This window comes from Sphingomonas sp. NIBR02145 (genome assembly GCF_027359115.1).
GTDB lineage: Bacteria > Pseudomonadota > Alphaproteobacteria > Sphingomonadales > Sphingomonadaceae > Sphingomonas > Sphingomonas kyeonggiensis_A.
Window position 1 is genome coordinate 1,732,563 of sequence record NZ_CP114791.1, and the last position, 18,195, is coordinate 1,750,757.

17 protein-coding genes are annotated in these 18,195 nt (G+C 67.7%); all 17 read right to left on the bottom strand.

Features of this window, described 5'->3' with window-relative positions:
* Window positions 1-14: 14 nt before the first annotated feature.
* A complete protein-coding gene (locus O3305_RS07760) occupies window positions 15-908 on the bottom strand; it encodes a cell division protein FtsQ/DivIB (protein WP_269575880.1) in 894 nt (297 codons plus the stop codon).
* Window positions 905-1,801: a D-alanine--D-alanine ligase gene (locus O3305_RS07765; RefSeq protein ID WP_184171319.1), complete on the bottom strand. Its 897-nt coding sequence runs from the start codon at window positions 1,799-1,801 to the stop codon at window positions 905-907. Before O3305_RS07765 ends, O3305_RS07760 begins: the two co-directional genes overlap by 4 nt.
* Before the next feature lie 23 nt (window positions 1,802-1,824).
* Window positions 1,825-2,334 (bottom strand): DUF4262 domain-containing protein, encoded by a 510-nt coding sequence (locus O3305_RS07770; RefSeq protein ID WP_269575881.1) that lies wholly within the window; start codon window positions 2,332-2,334, stop codon window positions 1,825-1,827.
* Window positions 2,331-3,275, bottom strand: coding sequence for a UDP-N-acetylmuramate dehydrogenase (gene murB / locus O3305_RS07775; RefSeq protein ID WP_269575882.1), 945 nt, complete (start codon window positions 3,273-3,275; stop codon window positions 2,331-2,333). The genes O3305_RS07770 and murB overlap by 4 nt, the downstream gene beginning before the upstream one ends.
* Window positions 3,230-4,636: a UDP-N-acetylmuramate--L-alanine ligase gene (gene murC / locus O3305_RS07780; protein WP_269575883.1), complete on the bottom strand. Its 1,407-nt coding sequence runs from the start codon at window positions 4,634-4,636 to the stop codon at window positions 3,230-3,232. Before murC ends, murB begins: the two co-directional genes overlap by 46 nt.
* On the bottom strand, window positions 4,633-5,784 hold the full coding sequence (gene murG / locus O3305_RS07785; protein ID WP_269575884.1) for an undecaprenyldiphospho-muramoylpentapeptide beta-N-acetylglucosaminyltransferase: 1,152 nt from the start codon (window positions 5,782-5,784) through the stop codon (window positions 4,633-4,635). The genes murC and murG overlap by 4 nt, the downstream gene beginning before the upstream one ends.
* Window positions 5,781-7,010: an FtsW/RodA/SpoVE family cell cycle protein gene (locus O3305_RS07790; protein WP_260396327.1), complete on the bottom strand. Its 1,230-nt coding sequence runs from the start codon at window positions 7,008-7,010 to the stop codon at window positions 5,781-5,783. The genes murG and O3305_RS07790 overlap by 4 nt, the downstream gene beginning before the upstream one ends.
* On the bottom strand, window positions 7,007-8,347 hold the full coding sequence (gene murD, locus O3305_RS07795) for a UDP-N-acetylmuramoyl-L-alanine--D-glutamate ligase (protein WP_269575885.1): 1,341 nt from the start codon (window positions 8,345-8,347) through the stop codon (window positions 7,007-7,009). The genes O3305_RS07790 and murD overlap by 4 nt, the downstream gene beginning before the upstream one ends.
* Window positions 8,344-9,414: a phospho-N-acetylmuramoyl-pentapeptide-transferase gene (gene mraY, locus O3305_RS07800; protein WP_184171033.1), complete on the bottom strand. Its 1,071-nt coding sequence runs from the start codon at window positions 9,412-9,414 to the stop codon at window positions 8,344-8,346. The genes murD and mraY overlap by 4 nt, the downstream gene beginning before the upstream one ends.
* Entirely contained in the window at window positions 9,414-10,787 is a 1,374-nt protein-coding gene (locus tag O3305_RS07805; protein WP_269575886.1) for a UDP-N-acetylmuramoyl-tripeptide--D-alanyl-D-alanine ligase, read from the bottom strand. The genes mraY and O3305_RS07805 overlap by 1 nt, the downstream gene beginning before the upstream one ends.
* Entirely contained in the window at window positions 10,784-12,202 is a 1,419-nt protein-coding gene (locus tag O3305_RS07810) for a UDP-N-acetylmuramoyl-L-alanyl-D-glutamate--2,6-diaminopimelate ligase (RefSeq protein ID WP_269575887.1), read from the bottom strand. Before O3305_RS07810 ends, O3305_RS07805 begins: the two co-directional genes overlap by 4 nt.
* On the bottom strand, window positions 12,199-13,914 hold the full coding sequence (locus tag O3305_RS07815; protein WP_269575888.1) for a peptidoglycan D,D-transpeptidase FtsI family protein: 1,716 nt from the start codon (window positions 13,912-13,914) through the stop codon (window positions 12,199-12,201). Before O3305_RS07815 ends, O3305_RS07810 begins: the two co-directional genes overlap by 4 nt.
* The gene (locus tag O3305_RS07820; RefSeq protein WP_184171021.1) at window positions 13,911-14,483 is read right to left on the bottom strand and encodes a hypothetical protein; all 573 of its coding nucleotides are present in this window, start codon (window positions 14,481-14,483) and stop codon (window positions 13,911-13,913) included. Before O3305_RS07820 ends, O3305_RS07815 begins: the two co-directional genes overlap by 4 nt.
* Window position 14,484: 1 nt before the next feature.
* Window positions 14,485-15,402 (bottom strand): 16S rRNA (cytosine(1402)-N(4))-methyltransferase RsmH, encoded by a 918-nt coding sequence (gene rsmH / locus O3305_RS07825; RefSeq protein ID WP_221416629.1) that lies wholly within the window; start codon window positions 15,400-15,402, stop codon window positions 14,485-14,487.
* Between the two features lie 32 nt (window positions 15,403-15,434).
* Window positions 15,435-15,920, bottom strand: coding sequence for a division/cell wall cluster transcriptional repressor MraZ (locus O3305_RS07830; protein ID WP_269575889.1), 486 nt, complete (start codon window positions 15,918-15,920; stop codon window positions 15,435-15,437).
* Window positions 15,921-16,720: 800 nt separating this feature from the next.
* Window positions 16,721-17,029 carry a hypothetical protein gene (locus O3305_RS07835; protein ID WP_269575890.1) on the bottom strand — a complete coding sequence of 103 codons (309 nt, stop codon included), beginning with the start codon at window positions 17,027-17,029 and terminating at the stop codon, window positions 16,721-16,723.
* 57 nt (window positions 17,030-17,086) lie between these two features.
* Window positions 17,087-18,079 (bottom strand): cysteine synthase A, encoded by a 993-nt coding sequence (locus O3305_RS07840; RefSeq protein WP_269575891.1) that lies wholly within the window; start codon window positions 18,077-18,079, stop codon window positions 17,087-17,089.
* Between the last annotated feature and the right edge of the window lie 116 nt (window positions 18,080-18,195).

The following is an 18,195-nucleotide window of genomic DNA, read 5'->3' on the forward strand; positions in this document are numbered from 1 at the left end:
AACTACGGTGTTACTCATAATCCCGTCGCGGGCGGCGCGCCGATCGCGGCGGGCCGGCGGACGACCAGATTATCGGGGTCGCGCATGTCGAACCCCAGGTTTCCGCGGCCGAGCAGCCGATACGCTCCATCCTTCTCGGCGAAGGTCTTGAGCGCGTCCTTCGCTTCCTTGTCGCCCTCGGGCAGCTGGAGCTTCTCGCCGGTATCGAAGATGATATCCCAGCGGCGATTGCCCACCCAGGTGGCGGCGCGGACCAGCGGCTTGAGCGCCGGCGCGCTGTCCATCAGGTCGCGGCGCGCGGGCTCCTGGTTGTTGGCGCCGTCGCCGATCAGCAGCGGCAGGTCCGGCATCGCTTCGCGCGGCACCGGCTCCAGCGGCACGCCGGTCGGATCGATCAGCATCAGCTGGCCATGGTTCTGCCAGATCGCCGCGGGCTCGCGCTCGACGATGTCGATCAGCAGCTTGTCGGGCAGCCGACGTGAAACACGAGCATCCTTGATCCAGGGATAGGCAAGCAGCTTGGCACGGACCTGGCCAAGGTCGACCAGCGGCATCGCGCGCGAATTCTGGTCGAGCACCTGCTGGTACACGGTCATGCGGTTCATCCGCTTGAGCCCGTTGATCTGGATCGTGTCCACCCGCAGCCCGGCATCGCCCACCGCCTGCGCGGCCCCCGTGCCGATGATCTGCGGGATGCCGAACCAGGTCGCGACGGTGATCGCGCCGATCCCGAAGATGCCGACAATCCCCCAGGTCGCCATGCGCGTGAGCGTCGCCTGGTCGAACGGCAGCGCGGCCAGCGCCTGGTCCATCAGGCCCGGCTGCTTCTTGCGCGGCTGCTGCTTGCGTTTCGCTACCGGCTTCGCCCCGCGACGGGTGGCCGTCCGCTTGGCGGGCTGCCGGCTCATCCGCTCAAGGCCTCGTCGACGATGCGCTGGCACAGCTCGGGATAGGAGATGCCCAGGTGGCGCGCCTGCTCGGGCACCAGGCTCAGCGGCGTCATGCCCGGCTGGGTATTCACCTCGAGCAGGAACAGCCCCTCGATCCCCATGCTGTCGTCCCAGCGGAAATCCGAGCGCGAGGTGCCCTTGCAGCCGAGCAGCTTGTGCGCCTCGAGCGCGATGCGCTTGCACGCCTCGGTGATCTCGTCGGGGATCTGCGCCGGATAGACATGCTCGGTCAGCCCGTCGGTGTACTTGGCGTCGTAATCATAGAAGCCGCTCTTGGGCTTGAGCTCGGTCACGCCCAGCGCCTCGCCCGCGAGCACCGCCGTGGTCAGCTCGCGCCCGCGGATGAACGGCTCGGCGAGCAGCTCGTCGAACTCCTGCCACGGCCCCCGCGCGTCCGGCGCGATCGGGTTGCCGTAATTGCCTTCCTTGGTGACGATCGCCACGCCCACCGACGAACCCTCGTTCACCGGCTTCAGCACATAGGGGCGCGGCAGCGGGTCCTCGCGGTGGAGGTCCTCGGTCTTGACCATCCGTCCGCCGGGCATCGGGATGCCGTGCGGCACCAGCGCCTGCTTGGTAAGCTGCTTGTCGATCGCGATCACCGAGGTGACCAGCCCGGAATGCGTGTAGCGCACGCCCATCAGGTCGAGCATGCCCTGCACCGTGCCGTCCTCGCCCGGGGTGCCATGCAGCGCGTTGAACACCACATCGGGCTTCGCCTCGGCGATCTTCAGGGCGACGTCGCGATCCATGTCGATCCGCGTGACCTTGTGGCCCAGCCCCTCCAGCGCGTCGGCGATGCCCGCGCCGGACATCAGCGACACCTCGCGCTCGGCCGACCAGCCCCCCATCAATACGGCAATGTGAAGGGTGGTCACGAATTCATGCTCCGTTCGTAAAGTGCAGGCTGCAGGTCGCGCGTCTCCTGGCTGCAACCTTCATCCCAGGGGAAGAGTCCGTCCTGCGCGCCCGGCCAGACGATCTGCACGGCGCGATCGAGCATGCGGCCGCTCCGGCGCTTCTCATACCATATCGCCGAATTGAAATGTTCGCGGGTGATGCGATCCGGGAGAACCTCACGGGCAATCACGCGATGCCCCGCCAGCACCCCCTCGATCGCGGCGCCATCACTCAGCACCAGACCCCGACGACACAGGTCAAGCAGGATGTTGATCATCGGGTGACACAGGTCTCCGCCGAGGCCGAACACGATCACCTCGGGCTGGTTCACGGTCTCGATGAAGCCCGTCGAATAGGTGAACGGCGGCTCCCACACCTCATTCGCAGGCGAGAAAACCGAAGTGTTATGGCACCCATGATCGCGCACGTTCGCGATGATCCTGCGCTCATAGTCGGTGAGGCGGCGCAGCTTGTCGAAGATCACTCCGCCCTCCCTATCCGCTGGATTTCCCACTCCAGCTCAACCCCCGACTGCGCCTTCACCCTGGCGCGGACGTCCTCGCCCAGCGCCTCGATGTCGGCCGACGAAGCATTGCCCAGATTGAGCAGGAAATTGCAGTGTTTTTCGCTGACCTGCGCATCGCCGCGCATCAGGCCCCGGCAACCGGCCGCGTCGATCAGCGCCCAGGCCTTGTGCCCGTCCGGGTTCTTGAAGGTCGAGCCGCCGGTCTTCGAGCGCAGCGGCTGCGATTCCTCGCGCGCCGCCGCGATGCGGTCCATCTCCGCCTGGATCACCGCCGGTTCCTCGGCATGCCCGCGGAACGTCGCCGAGATCACGATCGCGCCCTCGGGCAGCGCGCTGTGCCGATAGGTATAGCCGAGCTCGGCCAGCGCCAGCACGCGCCGCTCGCCCGATCGCAGCACGACCTCGCATTCGACCAGCACGTCCTTGACCTCGCGGCCATAGGCGCCGCCGTTCATCCGCACGAACCCGCCGACCGTGCCGGGGATCGAGCGCAGGAACTCCACCCCGCCGATCCCGGCATCGCGCGCCTTCGAAGAAACCAGAATGCCCGAAGCCCCGCCGCCGCAGCGCAGGGTCGTCGCATCAAGCTGTTCGACCCCGGCAAAGGCCTTGCCCAGCCGCACGACCACGCCCGGCACGCCGCCGTCGCGCACGATCATGTTCGAGCCCAGCCCGAGCCCCATCACCGACACGTCGGAATCGAGCCCGGCGAGGAAATCGGCCAGATCCTCGGCATCGGCCGGCTCGAACAGCCACTCGGCCGCGCCGCCGCTCTTGAACCAGACGAGCGGCGCCAGCGGCGCATCCGCAGTCAGTTTTCCGCGCACGGGAGGGAGCGCGGCAGCCGCCTGGTTCACGCCCGCGCTTCCTCGATCGCGCCGGCCAGGTTCGCCGCCCATTTGGTGATGTCGCCCGCGCCCAGGCAGATCACCATGTCCTTGGGCTGCACCACGCCCGCAAGCGCCCGCGCCAGCCCGTCCTCATTCTCCACCGCCGCGACCGAGCGATGCCCGCGCCGCTGGACATTCTCGACCAGCGCCTCGGCGCTCACGCCCTCGAGCGGTAGCTCGCCCGCCGCATAGACCGGCGTGACATAGACCATGTCGGCGTCGTTGAAGGCCTGGGCGAACTCGTCCATCAGGTTCTTGAGGCGCGTGAAGCGGTGCGGCTGCACCACCGCGATCACCCTGCCCTCGGCGCTCTCGCGCGCTGCCGCCAGCACCGCGCGGATCTCCACCGGATGATGGCCGTAATCGTCGATGATCGTCGCCCCGTTCACTTCGCCGACCTTGGTGAAGCGCCGCTTCACCCCGCCGAACTTGGCGAAGCCCTGCTGGATCGTCGCATCGGGAATGCCCAGCTCGAGCGCCACGCCGATCGCGGCCAGCGCGTTCTGGACGTTGTGGCGGCCCGGCATCGGCAGCTCGATCCCCTCGATCGAGCGGGTGGTGCCGTCGCGGTTGCGGATGATCGCCTCGAAGCGGTTGCCGCCATGATGCGGCACCACATTGACGCCGCGCACATCGGCCGAAGCCGCGAAACCATAGGTCACGATCCGCCGGTCGCGCACGCGCGGGATGATCGCCTGCACTTCGGGATGATCGAGGCACAGCAGCGCCGCGCCGTAGAAGGGCACATTCTCGACGAACTCGACGAACGCATCCTTCACCGCATCGAACGAGCCATAATGGTCGAGATGCTCGGGATCGATATTGGTTACGATCGCATAGGTGCCGTCGAGCCGCAGGAAGCTGCCGTCGCTCTCATCGGCCTCGACCACCATCCACTCGCTGTCGCCCAGGCGGGCGTTCGAGCCGTACTGGTTGATGATGCCGCCATTGATCACGGTCGGGTCCACCCCGCCGGCATCGAGCAGCGCCGCGACCATCGAGGTCGTCGTCGTCTTGCCGTGCGTGCCGGCCACCGCGACGGTGGACTTCAGCCGCATCAGCTCGGCCAGCATCTCGGCGCGGCGCACCACGGGGATGCGGCGCTGATAGGCGGCTTCCACCTCGGGATTGGTGCGCACGATCGCGGTGGAGACGACCACCACCGAAGCATCGCCCAGATTCTCCGCCTTGTGGCCGATGGTCACCGGAATGCCGCGGCTGCGCAGCCCCTGCACGACATAGCCTTCGGCCACGTCCGATCCCTGCACCGAATAGCCGAGATTGTGCATCACCTCGGCAATGCCCGACATGCCGATGCCGCCGATACCGACGAAATGGATGGTACCGATGTCCTTCGCGACACCCTTCATGCGAACGCTGGCCTTCCCTGCATGGAGATGCGCTGGCCCTTGATCGGGGCCTCGGGCGCATCGATGGATTCGACGAGATCGGCAAGGTCGCGCGTGGCGTTGGGACGGCCCACGCTGCGCGCCCGCGCCGCTGCATTCTCAAGGCCCACCGTGTCGAGCCCGAGCTTCTGGATCTGCTTGGCGAGCTCGGCGGCGGTGAAGCCCTTTTGCGAGATTGTCCGCGCGCCGCCGGCGGCGGTGATCTCGCGCGCATTGGCGGTCTGGTGATCGTCGGTCGCGCTGGGCAGCGGCACCAGGATCGCCGGGCGGCCCGCCGCGGTCAGCTCGGCAATGGTCGAGGCCCCTGCCCGCGCGATCACGATATGCGCCCAGGCCAGCGCCTCGGGCATGTCGGTGATATAGGTGGAGACGTCGGCCGGGATGCCATGCGCCTGATACTTGGCGCGCACCGTCTCGATATCCTCGACGCGCGCCTGGTGGGTCACCTGCAGACGGCGGCGGAAATGGACGGGCAGCAGCGCCAGGCCATCCGGCACCACCTGGCTCAGCACGGTCGCGCCCTGGCTGCCGCCGGTGACGAGCACGCGGAAGATGCCGTCCTCCTCGAGCAGCGGATAGGGCCGGTTGCGCAGGTTGAGCACCGCCTCGCGCACCGGATTGCCGACGAGATGCGCCTTGGCTTGCCAGCCCGGCTTCATCCGATCGACCTGCTCGTACGACGTCGCGATCGCATCGACGCGTCCCGCAACGAAACGGTTCACCCGACCGAGCACCGCATTCTGCTCATGGATGATCGTCGGCACGCCGCCCCGGAACGCCGCGAGCAGTGAGGGCAGCGCCGGATAGCCGCCGAACCCGATCACCGCCGAAGGCTGGATTTCCTTGTAGAGCCGCAGCGCCATCGAGCGCCCGGCCATGATCTTGCCCGCCGCGCGGATATAGCCGAGCGGCCCGCCGCCCAGCCGTCCGGCCGGCAGCACATGTGTCTCGACGCCGTCGAACAGGCCCGGGAAGCGCACGCCACGGTCGTCGCTCACCAGCGCCACATGATGGCCCCGCTCGGCCAGTTCCGCTGCCAGGGCGGCAGCGGGCACCATATGCCCACCGGTGCCGCCGGCTGCGAGGACATAGCTTCGGGACTGACTCATGCGTTGGTGCTCCAGCGGCCGGTATAGGGCGAGCGCTTCAGATACGGGTTTCGCCGCGTGAAGGCGAGAAGCAACCCATAGCCGATCGCCAGCGCGATCATCGACGATCCGCCATAGGAAATGAAGGGCAGCGTCATGCCCTTGGACGGGGCGATGCCGGTGTTCACCGCCATGTTGATCAGCGATTGCACGCCGAACTGGGCCGCCAGCCCCGCCGCGGCGAGCAGGCGGAAGGCGTCTTCCTCGTCGAGCAGCTTCATCAGCACGCGGATCACGATGGCGAGATAGAGCAAGGCGATGACGATGCAGGCGATCAGCCCGAACTCCTCGCCGATCACCGAGAAGATATAGTCGGTATGCCCTTCCGGCAGCTTGAACTTCATGATGCCGTTGCCGGGCCCGCGCCCGAGCAGCCCGCCGGCGGTCAGCGTGTCATGCGCCATCTCCACCTGATAGCGCTCGGCAAGTGCGGCGTCCTTGGTGGGGAACAGGAAGTTGTCGATGCGGGTGCGCGCCGTGCCGTAGAACAGATAGGCCGCGATCACTCCCGCCACCGCCGTGCCGAACAGCCCAGCAATCGCCGCCGGGGAAATGCCCGAGATCATCAGCAGGATGATCCACACGCTGGCGAACACGATCGTCTGGCCGAAGTCCGGCTGCAGCATCAGCAGCACGCCGATCAGCGCGGTCAGCCCGCCGGTGACGAACAGCACCGGCAGCTGCGGATCCTTGGCGCGGAAGCTCAGCATCCAGGCGGTCGCAACGATGAACAGCGGCTTGAGGAACTCGGAAGGCTGGAATTCGGAGATGCCGACGCCGATCCAGCGCTTGGCGCCGTTCACCTCGTGCCCGATGATCGGCACCAGCGCGAGGCAGGCGAGGAATATCGCCGCCCCGATCAGCGCAAGCCGCCTGGCAAGCGTGACCGGCAGCATCGACACGGTGACGAGCACCGGCACGCAGATGCACACCCACACCAGCTGTCGCCAGAAATAATACATCGGCGCCATCACATGGCTGGCGTCCGAATAGCGGCGCGCGGTCGCGGGCGAGGCCGCGGCGACTGCGACCAGACCGATCGCGATCAGCAGCAGCGCCAGCGTGAGCAGCACGCGGTCGACTTCCCAGAACCACATGCCGGCGCGCGTCTTGCTCGCGCGGCCGAGTTGTGGCGAGCCGCGGCGGCGGGCCTCGGGCTCCGCTTCCTGCGGCATCGTGTCGTTCATCCCAGTGCCTCCACCGCGTCGCGGAAGGCCTGGCCCCGGGCTTCATAGTCCTTGAACTGGTCGAACGACGCGCAGGCGGGCGACAGCAGCACCACTTCGCCCGGCTGGGCATTGGCAGCGGCGGCCTTCACCGCGACATCGAGCGTGCCCGATCGCTCGACCGGCATCTCGCCTTCGAGCAGCTTCGCGAACATCTCGCCCGCATCGCCGATCGTGTACGCCTTCACTACATGGCTGAAGCCCGTCCGGCAGGCATCGAGATCGTCGGTCTTCGCCTTGCCGCCCAGGATCCAGTGGATCTTCGGATAGGCCGAGAGCGCCGGCGCGGTGGAATCCGCGTTGGTCGCCTTGCTGTCGTTGACGAACAGCACGCCGTTCACGGTCTTCACCCGCTCCATGCGGTGCGGCAGGCCGGGGAAGCTCTCCAGCCCCTTGTCGATCGCGGCCTGCTCGATGCCGAGCGCCTGGCAGGCAGCGATGGCGGCGAGCGCGTTCTGGGCGTTGTGCGGGCCCTGCAGGGCCGGCCAGCGCGACTGGTCCATGCAGATGCCCGGCGCGATCCGGGTCAGGTCCTCGCTGCGGCCCGCGGCGGCAACCTGCTGCGCAATGGCCGCCGAGGGCTCGTCACCGATGCCGATGATCGCGGCATGCCCCTTGGCCTGCATCGCGAACAGCCGCGCCTTCGATGCCGCATAGGCCAGAAACCCGTCATAGCGGTCGAGATGGTCGGGGGTGATGTTGAGCAGCACCGCGACGTCGCAGTCGAGGCTGTGGGTCAGGTCGATCTGGTAGCTCGAAAGCTCCAGCACATAGATGCCGCCTTCGGGAAGCGGGTCCTGCCCCAGGATCGGCAGCCCGATATTGCCGCCCATCCGCGTCGGGATGCCGGCGGTCTCGATGATATGGTGGATCAGCGCCGTGGTGGTCGACTTGCCGTTGGTCCCGGTGATCCCGACCACGCGGTGCGCCGGCATCTCGGCACGGGCTTCGGCGAACAGCTCGATGTCGCCGATGATGGGGACGCCGGCTTCCGCCGCCTTCGCCGCGATCGGATGCGTATTCAGCGGCACGCCCGGAGAAACGGCGACGCCGGCAAAGCCCGCGAGATCAATCTCCAGCGGATCAGCAATCTCAAGCCCCTCCCCTTCGGGGGAGGGGTTGGGGTGGGGCAGCGTCTCACCGAGACCGGAAGCCAATTTGGCCCGCGCCGCCTCATTGCTGTCCCAGGCCACAACTTCCGCCCCGCTCGCCAGCAAGGCATGCGCCGTCGCCGCGCCCGAGCGCGCAAGCCCGAGCACCGCATAGCGTTTGCCGCGCCAGGACGTGCTGGTGATCACCGCAGCTTGAGCGTCGCGAGGCCCGCCAGCGCCAGCACGAAGGCGATGATCCAGAAGCGGATCACGACCGTCGGCTCCGACCAGCCGAGCTGCTCGAAATGGTGGTGGATCGGCGCCATCCGGAAGATGCGCTTGCCGGTGCGCTTGTAGAAGAACACCTGGATGATGACGCTGAGCGCCTCCATCACGAACAGGCCGCCGATGATGCCGAGCACCAGCTCGTGGTGCGTGGTCACGGCGATCGTGCCGAGCGCGCCGCCGAGCGCGAGGCTGCCGGTATCGCCCATGAACACCGCCGCCGGGGGCGCGTTGAACCACAGGAAGGCGAGCCCTGCGCCGACCATCGCGCCGCAGAAGATCGCCAGGTCGCCGGCGCCGGGCACGTGCGGGATGCCGAGATAGACGGCGTAGATCTTGTTGCCCGCCAGGTAGGCGATCAGCATGAACGCCATGCTGGCGATCACCACCGGCATCGTCGCCAGACCGTCGAGCCCGTCGGTCAGGTTCACCGCATTGCCGAACGCGACGATCACGAAGGCGGCGAAGGCGATGTAGAAGTAGCTGATGTCGGGGTGGAAGCTGCTGAAGAAGGGCACGTAGAGCTGGGTGCCGTTCTGCGAGCAGATGATCGCCGCGGCGATGCCCGCGATCGCGAACTCGCCGATCAGCCGCACCTTGCCCGATACGCCCGCGGTCTTCTGCTTCCGCACCTTGTCATAGTCGTCGAGGAAGCCGATCATGCCGAAGCCGAAGGTGACGAACATGCAGGCCCAGACATAGGGGTTCTTCAGGTCCATCCACAGCAGCAGCGACAGCATCAGGCTGGTCAGGATCATCAGGCCGCCCATGGTCGGCGTGCCGCGCTTGGCGAGGTGGCTCTGCGGGCCGTCGTCGCGGATCGGCTGCCCCTTGCCCTGGCGGACGCGCAGCCAGCCGATGAACTTCGGGCCGATGACAAGGCCGATCAGCAGCGCCGTCGCCACCGCGCCGCCGGTGCGGAACGACAAATAACGGAACAGGTTGAACACGCCGGGGAAGCCGAGCAGCTCTGCGATCCAGTACAACATCAGGCAGGTGCCCTTTCCGCCAACGCCGCAACGACCGACCCGAGCCGCACGCCGTTAGAGCCTTTTATGAGAACGGCGTCCCCGGCCTGGAGCATGTCATCGAGCCTGCCCAGCGCGGTCGCCGCGTCGGGCACATGGACGAAATCGACCGCGCCCTCAAGCGCCTGTGCGAGCGGCGCCATCGCTTCACCGACCAGAATGACGGATTCGACGCCCGCCGCCTCGATCGGGCCCGACAATTCGGCGTGGAAGGCATCCGAATGCTCGCCCAGCTCGCGCATCTCGCCGAGCACCGCCAGCTTGCGGCCCGGCTCCTGCGCCAGCACCGCCAGCGTCGCGCGCATCGAGGCGGGGTTGGCGTTGTAGCTCTCGTCGATCACCAGCGCGGTGCCGCCGCGCACCGGCACATTGAGCCGCGCCCCGCGCCCGGCCAGCCCGCCCAGCTCAGCGAGCGCCAGCCCGGCCAGCTCCAGATCGGCGCCCACCGCATCGACCGCGGCGAGGATCGCCATCGCATTGGAGACCCAGTGCGCGCCCGGCTGCGACAGCGTGAAACTCAGCTCGCGCTGCCCGAAGCGCGCGGTGACGAAGGTGCCCCCCGTCCGCGTCCGCATCGTCTCGACCGCGCGGTAATCCGCGCCCTCGCCCAGCCCGAAGGTGACGATCTTCGCCGCGTAGGGCCTGGCAGCCTCGATCAGCCGCTCGCGGTGCGGGCTGTCGAACGGCACGATCGCGGTGCCGCCCGGCTCCAGCCCCTGGAAGATCTCGCCCTTGGCGTCGGCGATCGCTTCCTCGCTGGCGAAGAAGCCCATATGCGCCGGCGCGATCGTGGTGACGATGGCGACATGCGGCCGCACCAGCCGGGTCAGCGCCGCCAGCTCGCCGGCATGGTTCATCCCCATCTCGAACACGCCATAGCGCGTGTTCCGCGGCATCCGCGCCAGGCTCAGCGGCACGCCGGTATGGTTGTTGTAGCTCTTGACCGAGCGATGCGCCTCGCCCGGGGCATTGCGCTCGAGCGCCGCGAACAGCGCCTCCTTGGTCCCGGTCTTGCCGACCGAGCCGGTGACGCCGATCACCTTGCCCTGCATCCGCGCCCGCGCCGCCGTACCCAGCGCATCGAGCGCCGCGACCGTGTCCGCCACCAGCACGTGCGGGAACGCAGTCGCCTGCGACACCACCGCCCCCGCCGCGCCCTGGGCAAAGGTCTGGTCGAGGAATTTGTGCCCGTCGGTGGTCTCGCCCTTGAGCGCGAGGAACAGATCCCCCTGCCCCACTTCGCGCGAGTCAAAGGCAACGCCCGAGACTTCGAAGTCCGCCGAAGCCGTGCCGCCGGTCGCCCCGGCGATCTCGTCTGCGGTCCACAGCCTCACGCCGCGCTCTCCCGCGCCACGCTGACATCGTCGAACGGCAGCACCATGTCGCCGACGATCTGGCCCTGCTCATGTCCCTTGCCGGCGACCAGCACGATGTCCTCGCTGCCCGCCATGTCGATCGCCGCCTTGATCGCTTCGCGGCGCCCGCCGATCTCGATCGCCCCCGGCGCCCCTTCGAGCACCTGGGCGCGGATCGCCGCCGGATCCTCGGAGCGCGGATTGTCGTCGGTGACGATCACCACGTCGGCACCCGCCGTCGCCGCCTGCCCCATCGGGGCGCGCTTGCCGGTATCGCGGTCGCCGCCCGCGCCGAACACGATGATCAGCCTGCCCCTGGTATGCGGCTTGAGCGCCGCGATCGCCGCCTCCAGCGCATCCGGGGTATGCGCGTAATCGACATAGACCGGCGCGCCGACCTTGGTGATCACCGCGCGCTCGAGCCGCCCGCGCACCGGCTGCAGCCGGCTGAGATCGCTCAGCGTCTGCGCCACGTCCCCGCCAGTCGCCACCACCAGCCCGGCCGCGACCAGCGCATTGGCTGCTTGGTACGCGCCGATCAGCGGCAAATTCACCTTGTAGGTCTGGCCCTCGGCCTCGATCGTCAGTCCCTGGCCGAGCAGGGTCGGCTCGCGACCCACCAGCCGCAGCGTCGAGCCATGCTCGCCCACCGTGACCAGCTTGTTGCCCCGCTGCCGCGCCAGGTCCTCGATCCGCGGCGCATTGGGATCGTCCGCCCACACCACCGCGGTGCCGCCGTCCAGGTCGAGCACATCGGCGAACAGCCGCATCTTGGCGTGGAAATAGGTTTCCATGTCGCCGTGATAGTCGAGGTGGTCGCGGCTGAGGTTGGTGAACGCCGCCGCCTTCACCGGCAGCCCCTCGGTCCGGTATTGCGAGAGCCCGTGCGACGAAGCCTCGAACGCGACATGGCTCACGCCCTCGCGCGCCAGCCCGGCGACGTTGGAGAGGAAGGTCACGATATCCGGCGTGGTCAGGCCCGTCGAAACCGTATCGTCCGCCGTGGTCACCCCCAGCGTGCCGATCGAGGCGGCATGGAAGCCGCGCATCCGCCACAGCTGCCGGGTCATCTCGACGGTCGAGGTCTTGCCGTTGGTCCCGGTCACCGCCACCGCGGTCCCCGGGAACGGCGCGAAGAACGCCGCCGCCAGCCGGGCGAACTTCTCGCGCGGATTGTCGTCGGCGATATGCAACACGCCTTCCACCTTCGCGCCCGGCCGGGCGACGATGGCGACGGCACCGGCCTTCACGGCATCGGCGATGAAGTCCTCACCGTTGAAGCGCGCCCCTTCGAACGCGCCGAATATGGTTCCGGGGGCGACCTTGCGATGGTCGATGGCAAATCCGGTGACGACGGCGTCTTCCCCGCCTCCCGTCAGCGCGCCCAGTTTCATTCGGGATCCTTCTTGTCGGCGTCCGGCCCCGCCCAGATCAGCGGCAACAGCTCGCGCTCGTCAATATCGCGGTTCGCATCCGGCACCACGCCCAGCAGCGAGCCGGTGCGCCCCACCACCCGCGCGACGACGGGCGCCACGGTCCAGGCAGCGGTCGTGCGGTACACGCCGATCGAGGGGTTGGACTTGGGCGAATCGAGCATTGCGATCATGACATAGCGCGGCGCGTCGATCGGGAAAGCCGCCGCAAACGTCGAAACGTTGCGACTCTTGTCATAACCACCGCCGGCGGCCGCCTCCGCCGTGCCGGTCTTGCCGCCGATGCGGAAGCCCGGGGCCTCGCCCTTGCGGCCGGTGCCCTTGAGCACGATCAGCCGCAGCAGCTGGCGCATCCGGTCGCTGGTCTCCTGCTTGAGCACGCGCTTGCCCTGGGGCGGATGCGCCGCATCCACCTTGCGCAGCGTCGCCGGATACAGGATCCCGCCATTCACCATCGCCGCATAGGCCGTGGCGAGATGCAGCGGCGTCACCGCGATGCCATGGCCATAGGCGGTGGTCATCACCGTGATCCGCCCCCAGCTCGCCGGCCAGAGCGGCTTGGCGCTCGCGTCGAGCTCGATCTTCGGCCGCTGGTCGAATTCGAAGCGGCGGAAGATCTCCTGCATCTTCGCCGCGCCCAGCTCGTCGGCGATGCGCGCGGTGGCGATGTTCGACGAATAGATCAGCGTCTCGGGGATGTTGAGCCAGCGGAACTGCTCGTCGCCCGGATCGTCATGGATCTTGAAGCGGCCCACCTGCAGCGGCACCGTCGCATCGAAGCGGCGCGCCATCGAGGTGATCGTGCCGGTGTCGATCGCGGCCGCCACTGCGATCGGCTTGAAGGTCGATCCCAGCTCATAGACGCTCTGCGTCACATTGTTGCGCGGCGGCGGCCCATCGATCGCATTGGGATTGAAGGCCGGCAGCGAAGTCATTGCAATCACTTCGCCGGTCTGCACGTCCAGGATCACGCCGGCGGCGCCGCGCGCCTGCAGCTGCGTCATCGCCGTGCCGAGTTCATTCTCCAGCGCCGCCTGCACGCGCAGGTCGAGCGAGAGCGCCACCGGCTGGCCGCGCCGCGCCGGATCGCTCAGCTGCGCATCGAGCACCCGCTCCATGCCGTATCGGCCATGGCCGGTGCTATCGATATAGCCGAGCACGTGCGCCGCCAGGGTCGATTGCGGATAGAGCCGGTCGTTCTCGCGCTGGAACTCGATCGCCGGCTGGCCCAGCTCGTTCACCTGGGCAACCAGCTCGGGCATCGCCCGGCGCTTCAGGAACGCGAAGCTGCTGCCCGATTTGAGGATCGCGAAATACTTCTCGGCGCTCTGCTCGGGGATCAGCTCGGCCAGCTTCTTGGCAAGCTCGGCCTTGTCGCCGATCACCTGGTTCGGGTGGATCGCGATCGTCCAGCTGTCGATCGAGCGGGCCAGCGGCGCGCCCCTGCGGTCGGTGATGTCGCCGCGCGGCGGCACCAGGCTGGTCGCGATCTCGCGCGCCGTCGCCGGCTCGGCCCATACCGCCAGGAAGGCCAGCTTGCCGATCACCACCAGCATGCCGAAGCCGAACAGGATCGACAGGATCATCAACCGCACCTGGGCGGTGGCGACAAGCGCCTGACGGGCATCGCCCGTACGGCCCTTGCGGGCCGGCGGGGCGACGACGACGATCAACGGAGTGCCAGCTTCTCGCGCTGCGCAAGCTTCTTCAGGTCGTCGATGGTAGAGGTGCTGAGCACGCCCTTGTCCACCATCGCCACTGCGCGCTTGTCAGCCTTCTTCATGAGGTCGTGAAGTTCCCGGTCCTGCTGCGCCACGCTCTTGCCCGAAACGGCCTGGGCCGGCGCAGGCGTCGCCTGCACCGGAGCCGCCGCTGCCGTCGCCACTGCTGCGGCAGGCTGAGCCGAAGGCGCGCCGGTCGGAACGATCAGCGCGGCGTTCTGCATCTGGGCGGGCTGGTCGAGGCTGGCCAGCGCCGTCTCGCTCGCCAGATACTGGCCGGACGTCGGCGCGGCAAGCGCCAGCACGTCGCCGTTCCAGCGCTCGATCTGCGCCAGGTTGGCCCGCGTCTGGAACTCGGTTTCCAGCCCGCGAATGTCCTTCTGCGCCTGCAGGATCGCGATCTTCATCGCGTTGAGCCGGGCCTGCTCGGCCGCACCGTGCGAATTGACCATGTAGCACGCCGGCGCCACCACAACGGCGCAGAGGAGCCACCCCAGTCCCTTGAAGCTCTGAACGGCCATCTTACGCTACTCCTTCACTGGACCACGGTGCCGCGGCGGTCCGCCGCGCCACGCGCAGCGTCGCCGAACGGGCACGCGGATTACGGGCAACCTCCTCGTCGCTCGGGCGCACGGCCTTGGCGGGAGGTTCGAAACTGGGCGCGGCCACCGGGGCCATTGCCGGGCGATGGCGCGAGCCGGCGGGCTCGCTGCCGCTGCGCTCGCGCAGGAACCGCTTCACCACCCGGTCTTCCAGGCTGTGGAAGGTCACCACCGCCAGCCGGCCGCCGGGCTTGAGCACGCGCTCGGCCGCGGCCAGGCCTTCCGCCAGCTCGTCGAGCTCGCGGTTGATGAAGATGCGCACCGCCTGGAAGGTCCGGGTCGACGGGTCCTTCTTGTCGTGCGGCTTGTGGCCCAGCGCCTTGCGGACGACATTGGCCAGCTCGGTCGTCGTGGTCAGCGGGCGCGCGCGGACGATCGCGCTGGCGACGCGGCGCGAGCGCGGCTCCTCGCCATATTGATAGATCACGTCGGCGATCTCGCCCTCGTCGGCCGAGTTCAGCCATTCCGCCGCGGTCATCCCCTCGCCGGCCATGCGCATGTCGAGCGGCCCTTCCTGCTGGAAGGAGAAGCCGCGCTCGGCCTGGTCGAGCTGCATCGACGATACGCCGATATCCATGGTCACGCCGTCGACGGGCACCAGCCCGCGCCGCTCCAGCTCGCCCTCGAGCTGGCTGAACGGCGCCTCGATCAGCACCAGCCGCCCGCCCGACGCCGCGACGAGGGTTTGGCCGCCTTCGATCGCACGGGGGTCGCGATCGAAGGCGGCCACCTCGGCACCCCGCTCGAGGATGGCGTTGGTGTAGCCGCCTGCGCCGAAGGTGCAGTCGACATGGCGCTCGCCGGGCACGGGGGCGAGGCCGTCGACCACTTCGGTCATCAGCACGGGAATGTGGGGCTCGGTCGGGGAGCTCACAGCGTCACTCCCTTGGCCTGGCACAGATATTCGCAGATCTCGCGCAGCGTGGGGTCCGCGTCGGGATCGTTCATCAGGCGCTCGGGCGCCCAGATGTCGAAGGTTTCGCCGCTGCCGTAGAACAGCGCCCATTTCTGGATGCCGGCCTTCATCTTGAAGAAGGGCGGGATCACGAAGCGGCCGGAATCGTCGAACGGGGCCTTTTCGACCTGGCCGAAGGCGCGGCGCTTGGCGCGCGGGTCGGCGTCCTCGCCACGATCGGCTGCCTGCTGCTCCTTGCGGTCGAGGCGATCATACTTCTCCTTGGACCAGGAGAGGTCATGCGCCGACAGGCACGGATCGTAAGGATGCAGGCCGACGACGATCTGGCGGATGTCGGAATTGCGCTCGGCGGCGGCGCGCAGGTCTGCGGGGATGGCGACGCGACCCTTCTGGTCGACCGCCTGGAGCGCAAATCCCTCGAAGAGCTCCCTGTCCGCCACGCCATTACCCCAATGGGCACGACTTTCCCGCCTCCGGAATCAACCCCCACGGCCGCTCCGGCGCTTTTGAACTGACGGAAAAAGGGCGTGCCCCCTCTTAAGCATTCTTTTTAGCAGAAATGCTCGGGGATTCAACGGGAGAATTGGGGATTGAGCGGGAATTTGCCCCACTCAGCGCCAATTTCAAGCCATGTTTTGCTTAGAATCGTCTTTTGTTCGCTTCTGTTCCGGTAGGTCGCTACGCATAATCCACATCCGCTAGGGGATATTCCTGAAAGTGGGGCCCAATCCCGCCGGATCCCGGGAAAACCGCCCAAGTGGCGCGATTTCCCCGTTTTTCCCGCATCCGCCTGGCATGGGGCTCCCAAGGAGCGGTCGGGCGCACATCTTCCGGAAACCGCAGAAATCCTGCGAGTCGCCACGAAAACCTGCGCCGCTTAACCAGTTTCGGCAGGATTCAAGGCGTTTTGCGCGGACGAGGCAAGGAAATTGTGGATAGCGGACGCGCGCCCGTCTCCACTCCACCAGCTCTCCGGCGAAGGCCGGGGCCCAGTCTCGGCGCATCAGGCCAGGCGCGAGAACCTCTCGAACCTCCAAGGGGCAAAGCTCTTGCAATGTAGGATTCCGCCTGCTTGCCTCACACCGCCGGGGCGACACCCCGCCGCACCTTTAAACCGTCGAGAGGGAAACACGCGCGGGAACCGCCAAAACCGGTTCCGCGAAAGCGGGATTGCACGCGCCGTCGCCGGGAAGTTCGAATCCCTCCCCCTGCGCGCGCCGTGTCGTGAAATGCAAAAACGCTAGCGCGACTCGCCATTCTGCTGCGGCGCAGCCTCGGCTGGGTCGGTCTTCTCGGTCGTGGTGGTGCTGGGAGCGGCACCCAGTTCGGCGAGCGGCTCGTCCTTGATCTTCTCGCCGAGCGAGTTGCCGACGGCGGTCATGTTGGCCACGACGCTCACATTGGCGCCGCCGATCGCGGAAACAGCCGTGTCCCGCGTGCGCCAGTTACCGATCGCGCTGGCGAGCGCAATCATCACCGCCACAATGGCGAGCCCCGTAAGACCAACGCGTACGCGCTGGATCGTATGGGCGGTATCAGGCGAACCCACGCTCATATCTGTTGCATAAATGTAACGCCGAACTGCCCCGTTGCCAAGACAGGTCGTTCACGCCTCGGCGAGCCACTCCGGCACCGGCAATCCCTTGGCGGTTAACCATTCGGCGTTGTACAGCGTTGAAAGGTAACGGAATCCGGTATCGCACAGGATCGTCGCGATCCGCTTGCCCGGGCCAAGCTCCCTGGCCAGCCGGACGGCGCCGGCCACGTTGATGCCCGAGGACAGGCCAAGGCACAGCCCCTCCTCCTTGAGCAACCGCTCGACCCATTCCAGGCCTTCCTCGTCGGAAATGCGGAACTGCGCATCGATCGGCGCGCCTTCCAGGTTGCCGGTGATCCGCCCCTGGCCGATGCCCTCGGCGACCGAACTGCCCTCGGCCCGAAGCTCGCCGCATTGGTAGTAGTTGTACAGCGCGGCGCCATGCGGGTCGCTCAACGCGATGCACACCTTCTCGTCCTTCGCCTTGAGGCCCAGGCCCACGCCGGCGATCGTGCCGCCGGTACCTGCCGAGCAGGTGAAACCGTCGATCCGGCCATCCATCTGAGCCCAGATCTCCTCGGCGGTGCCGTGGATATGGGCCTTGCGATTGGCGGTGTTGTCGAACTGGTTGGCCCAGATCGCGTTGGCCGTCTCCTCGGCGATGCGCCGCGAGGTGTGGACGAAATGGCCGGGGTTCGAATAGGGCGCCGCCGGCACCAGGACGAGCTCGGCACCGAGCGCGCGCAGCGTGTCCATCTTCTCGCGGCTCTGCGTCTCGGGCATAACGATGATCGTGCGATAGCCCTTGGCATTGGCTACCAGCGCCAGCCCGATGCCGGTGTTGCCGGCCGTACCCTCGACGATGCACCCGCCCGGCTGGATCAGCCCGCGCTCCTCGGCATCGTTGACGATGAACAGCGCCGCGCGATCCTTCACCGAGGCGCCGGGATTGGCGAATTCGCACTTGCCGTAGATGTCGCAGCCAGTGGCCTCGCTCGGCCCCTTCAGGCGCACCAGCGGCGTGTTGCCGATGAGCGCCAGCGTGTCGGATGTAGCATGCATGGCGGCTAGATGGAGGGGATTGGCCGATACCGCAAGCAAGCGCTGGCACATCGCCGCCAAGTCCCGCTTTTACGCCTTTACGAAACGCTTATGCGCCCACGCGAAATTCGTCTCGA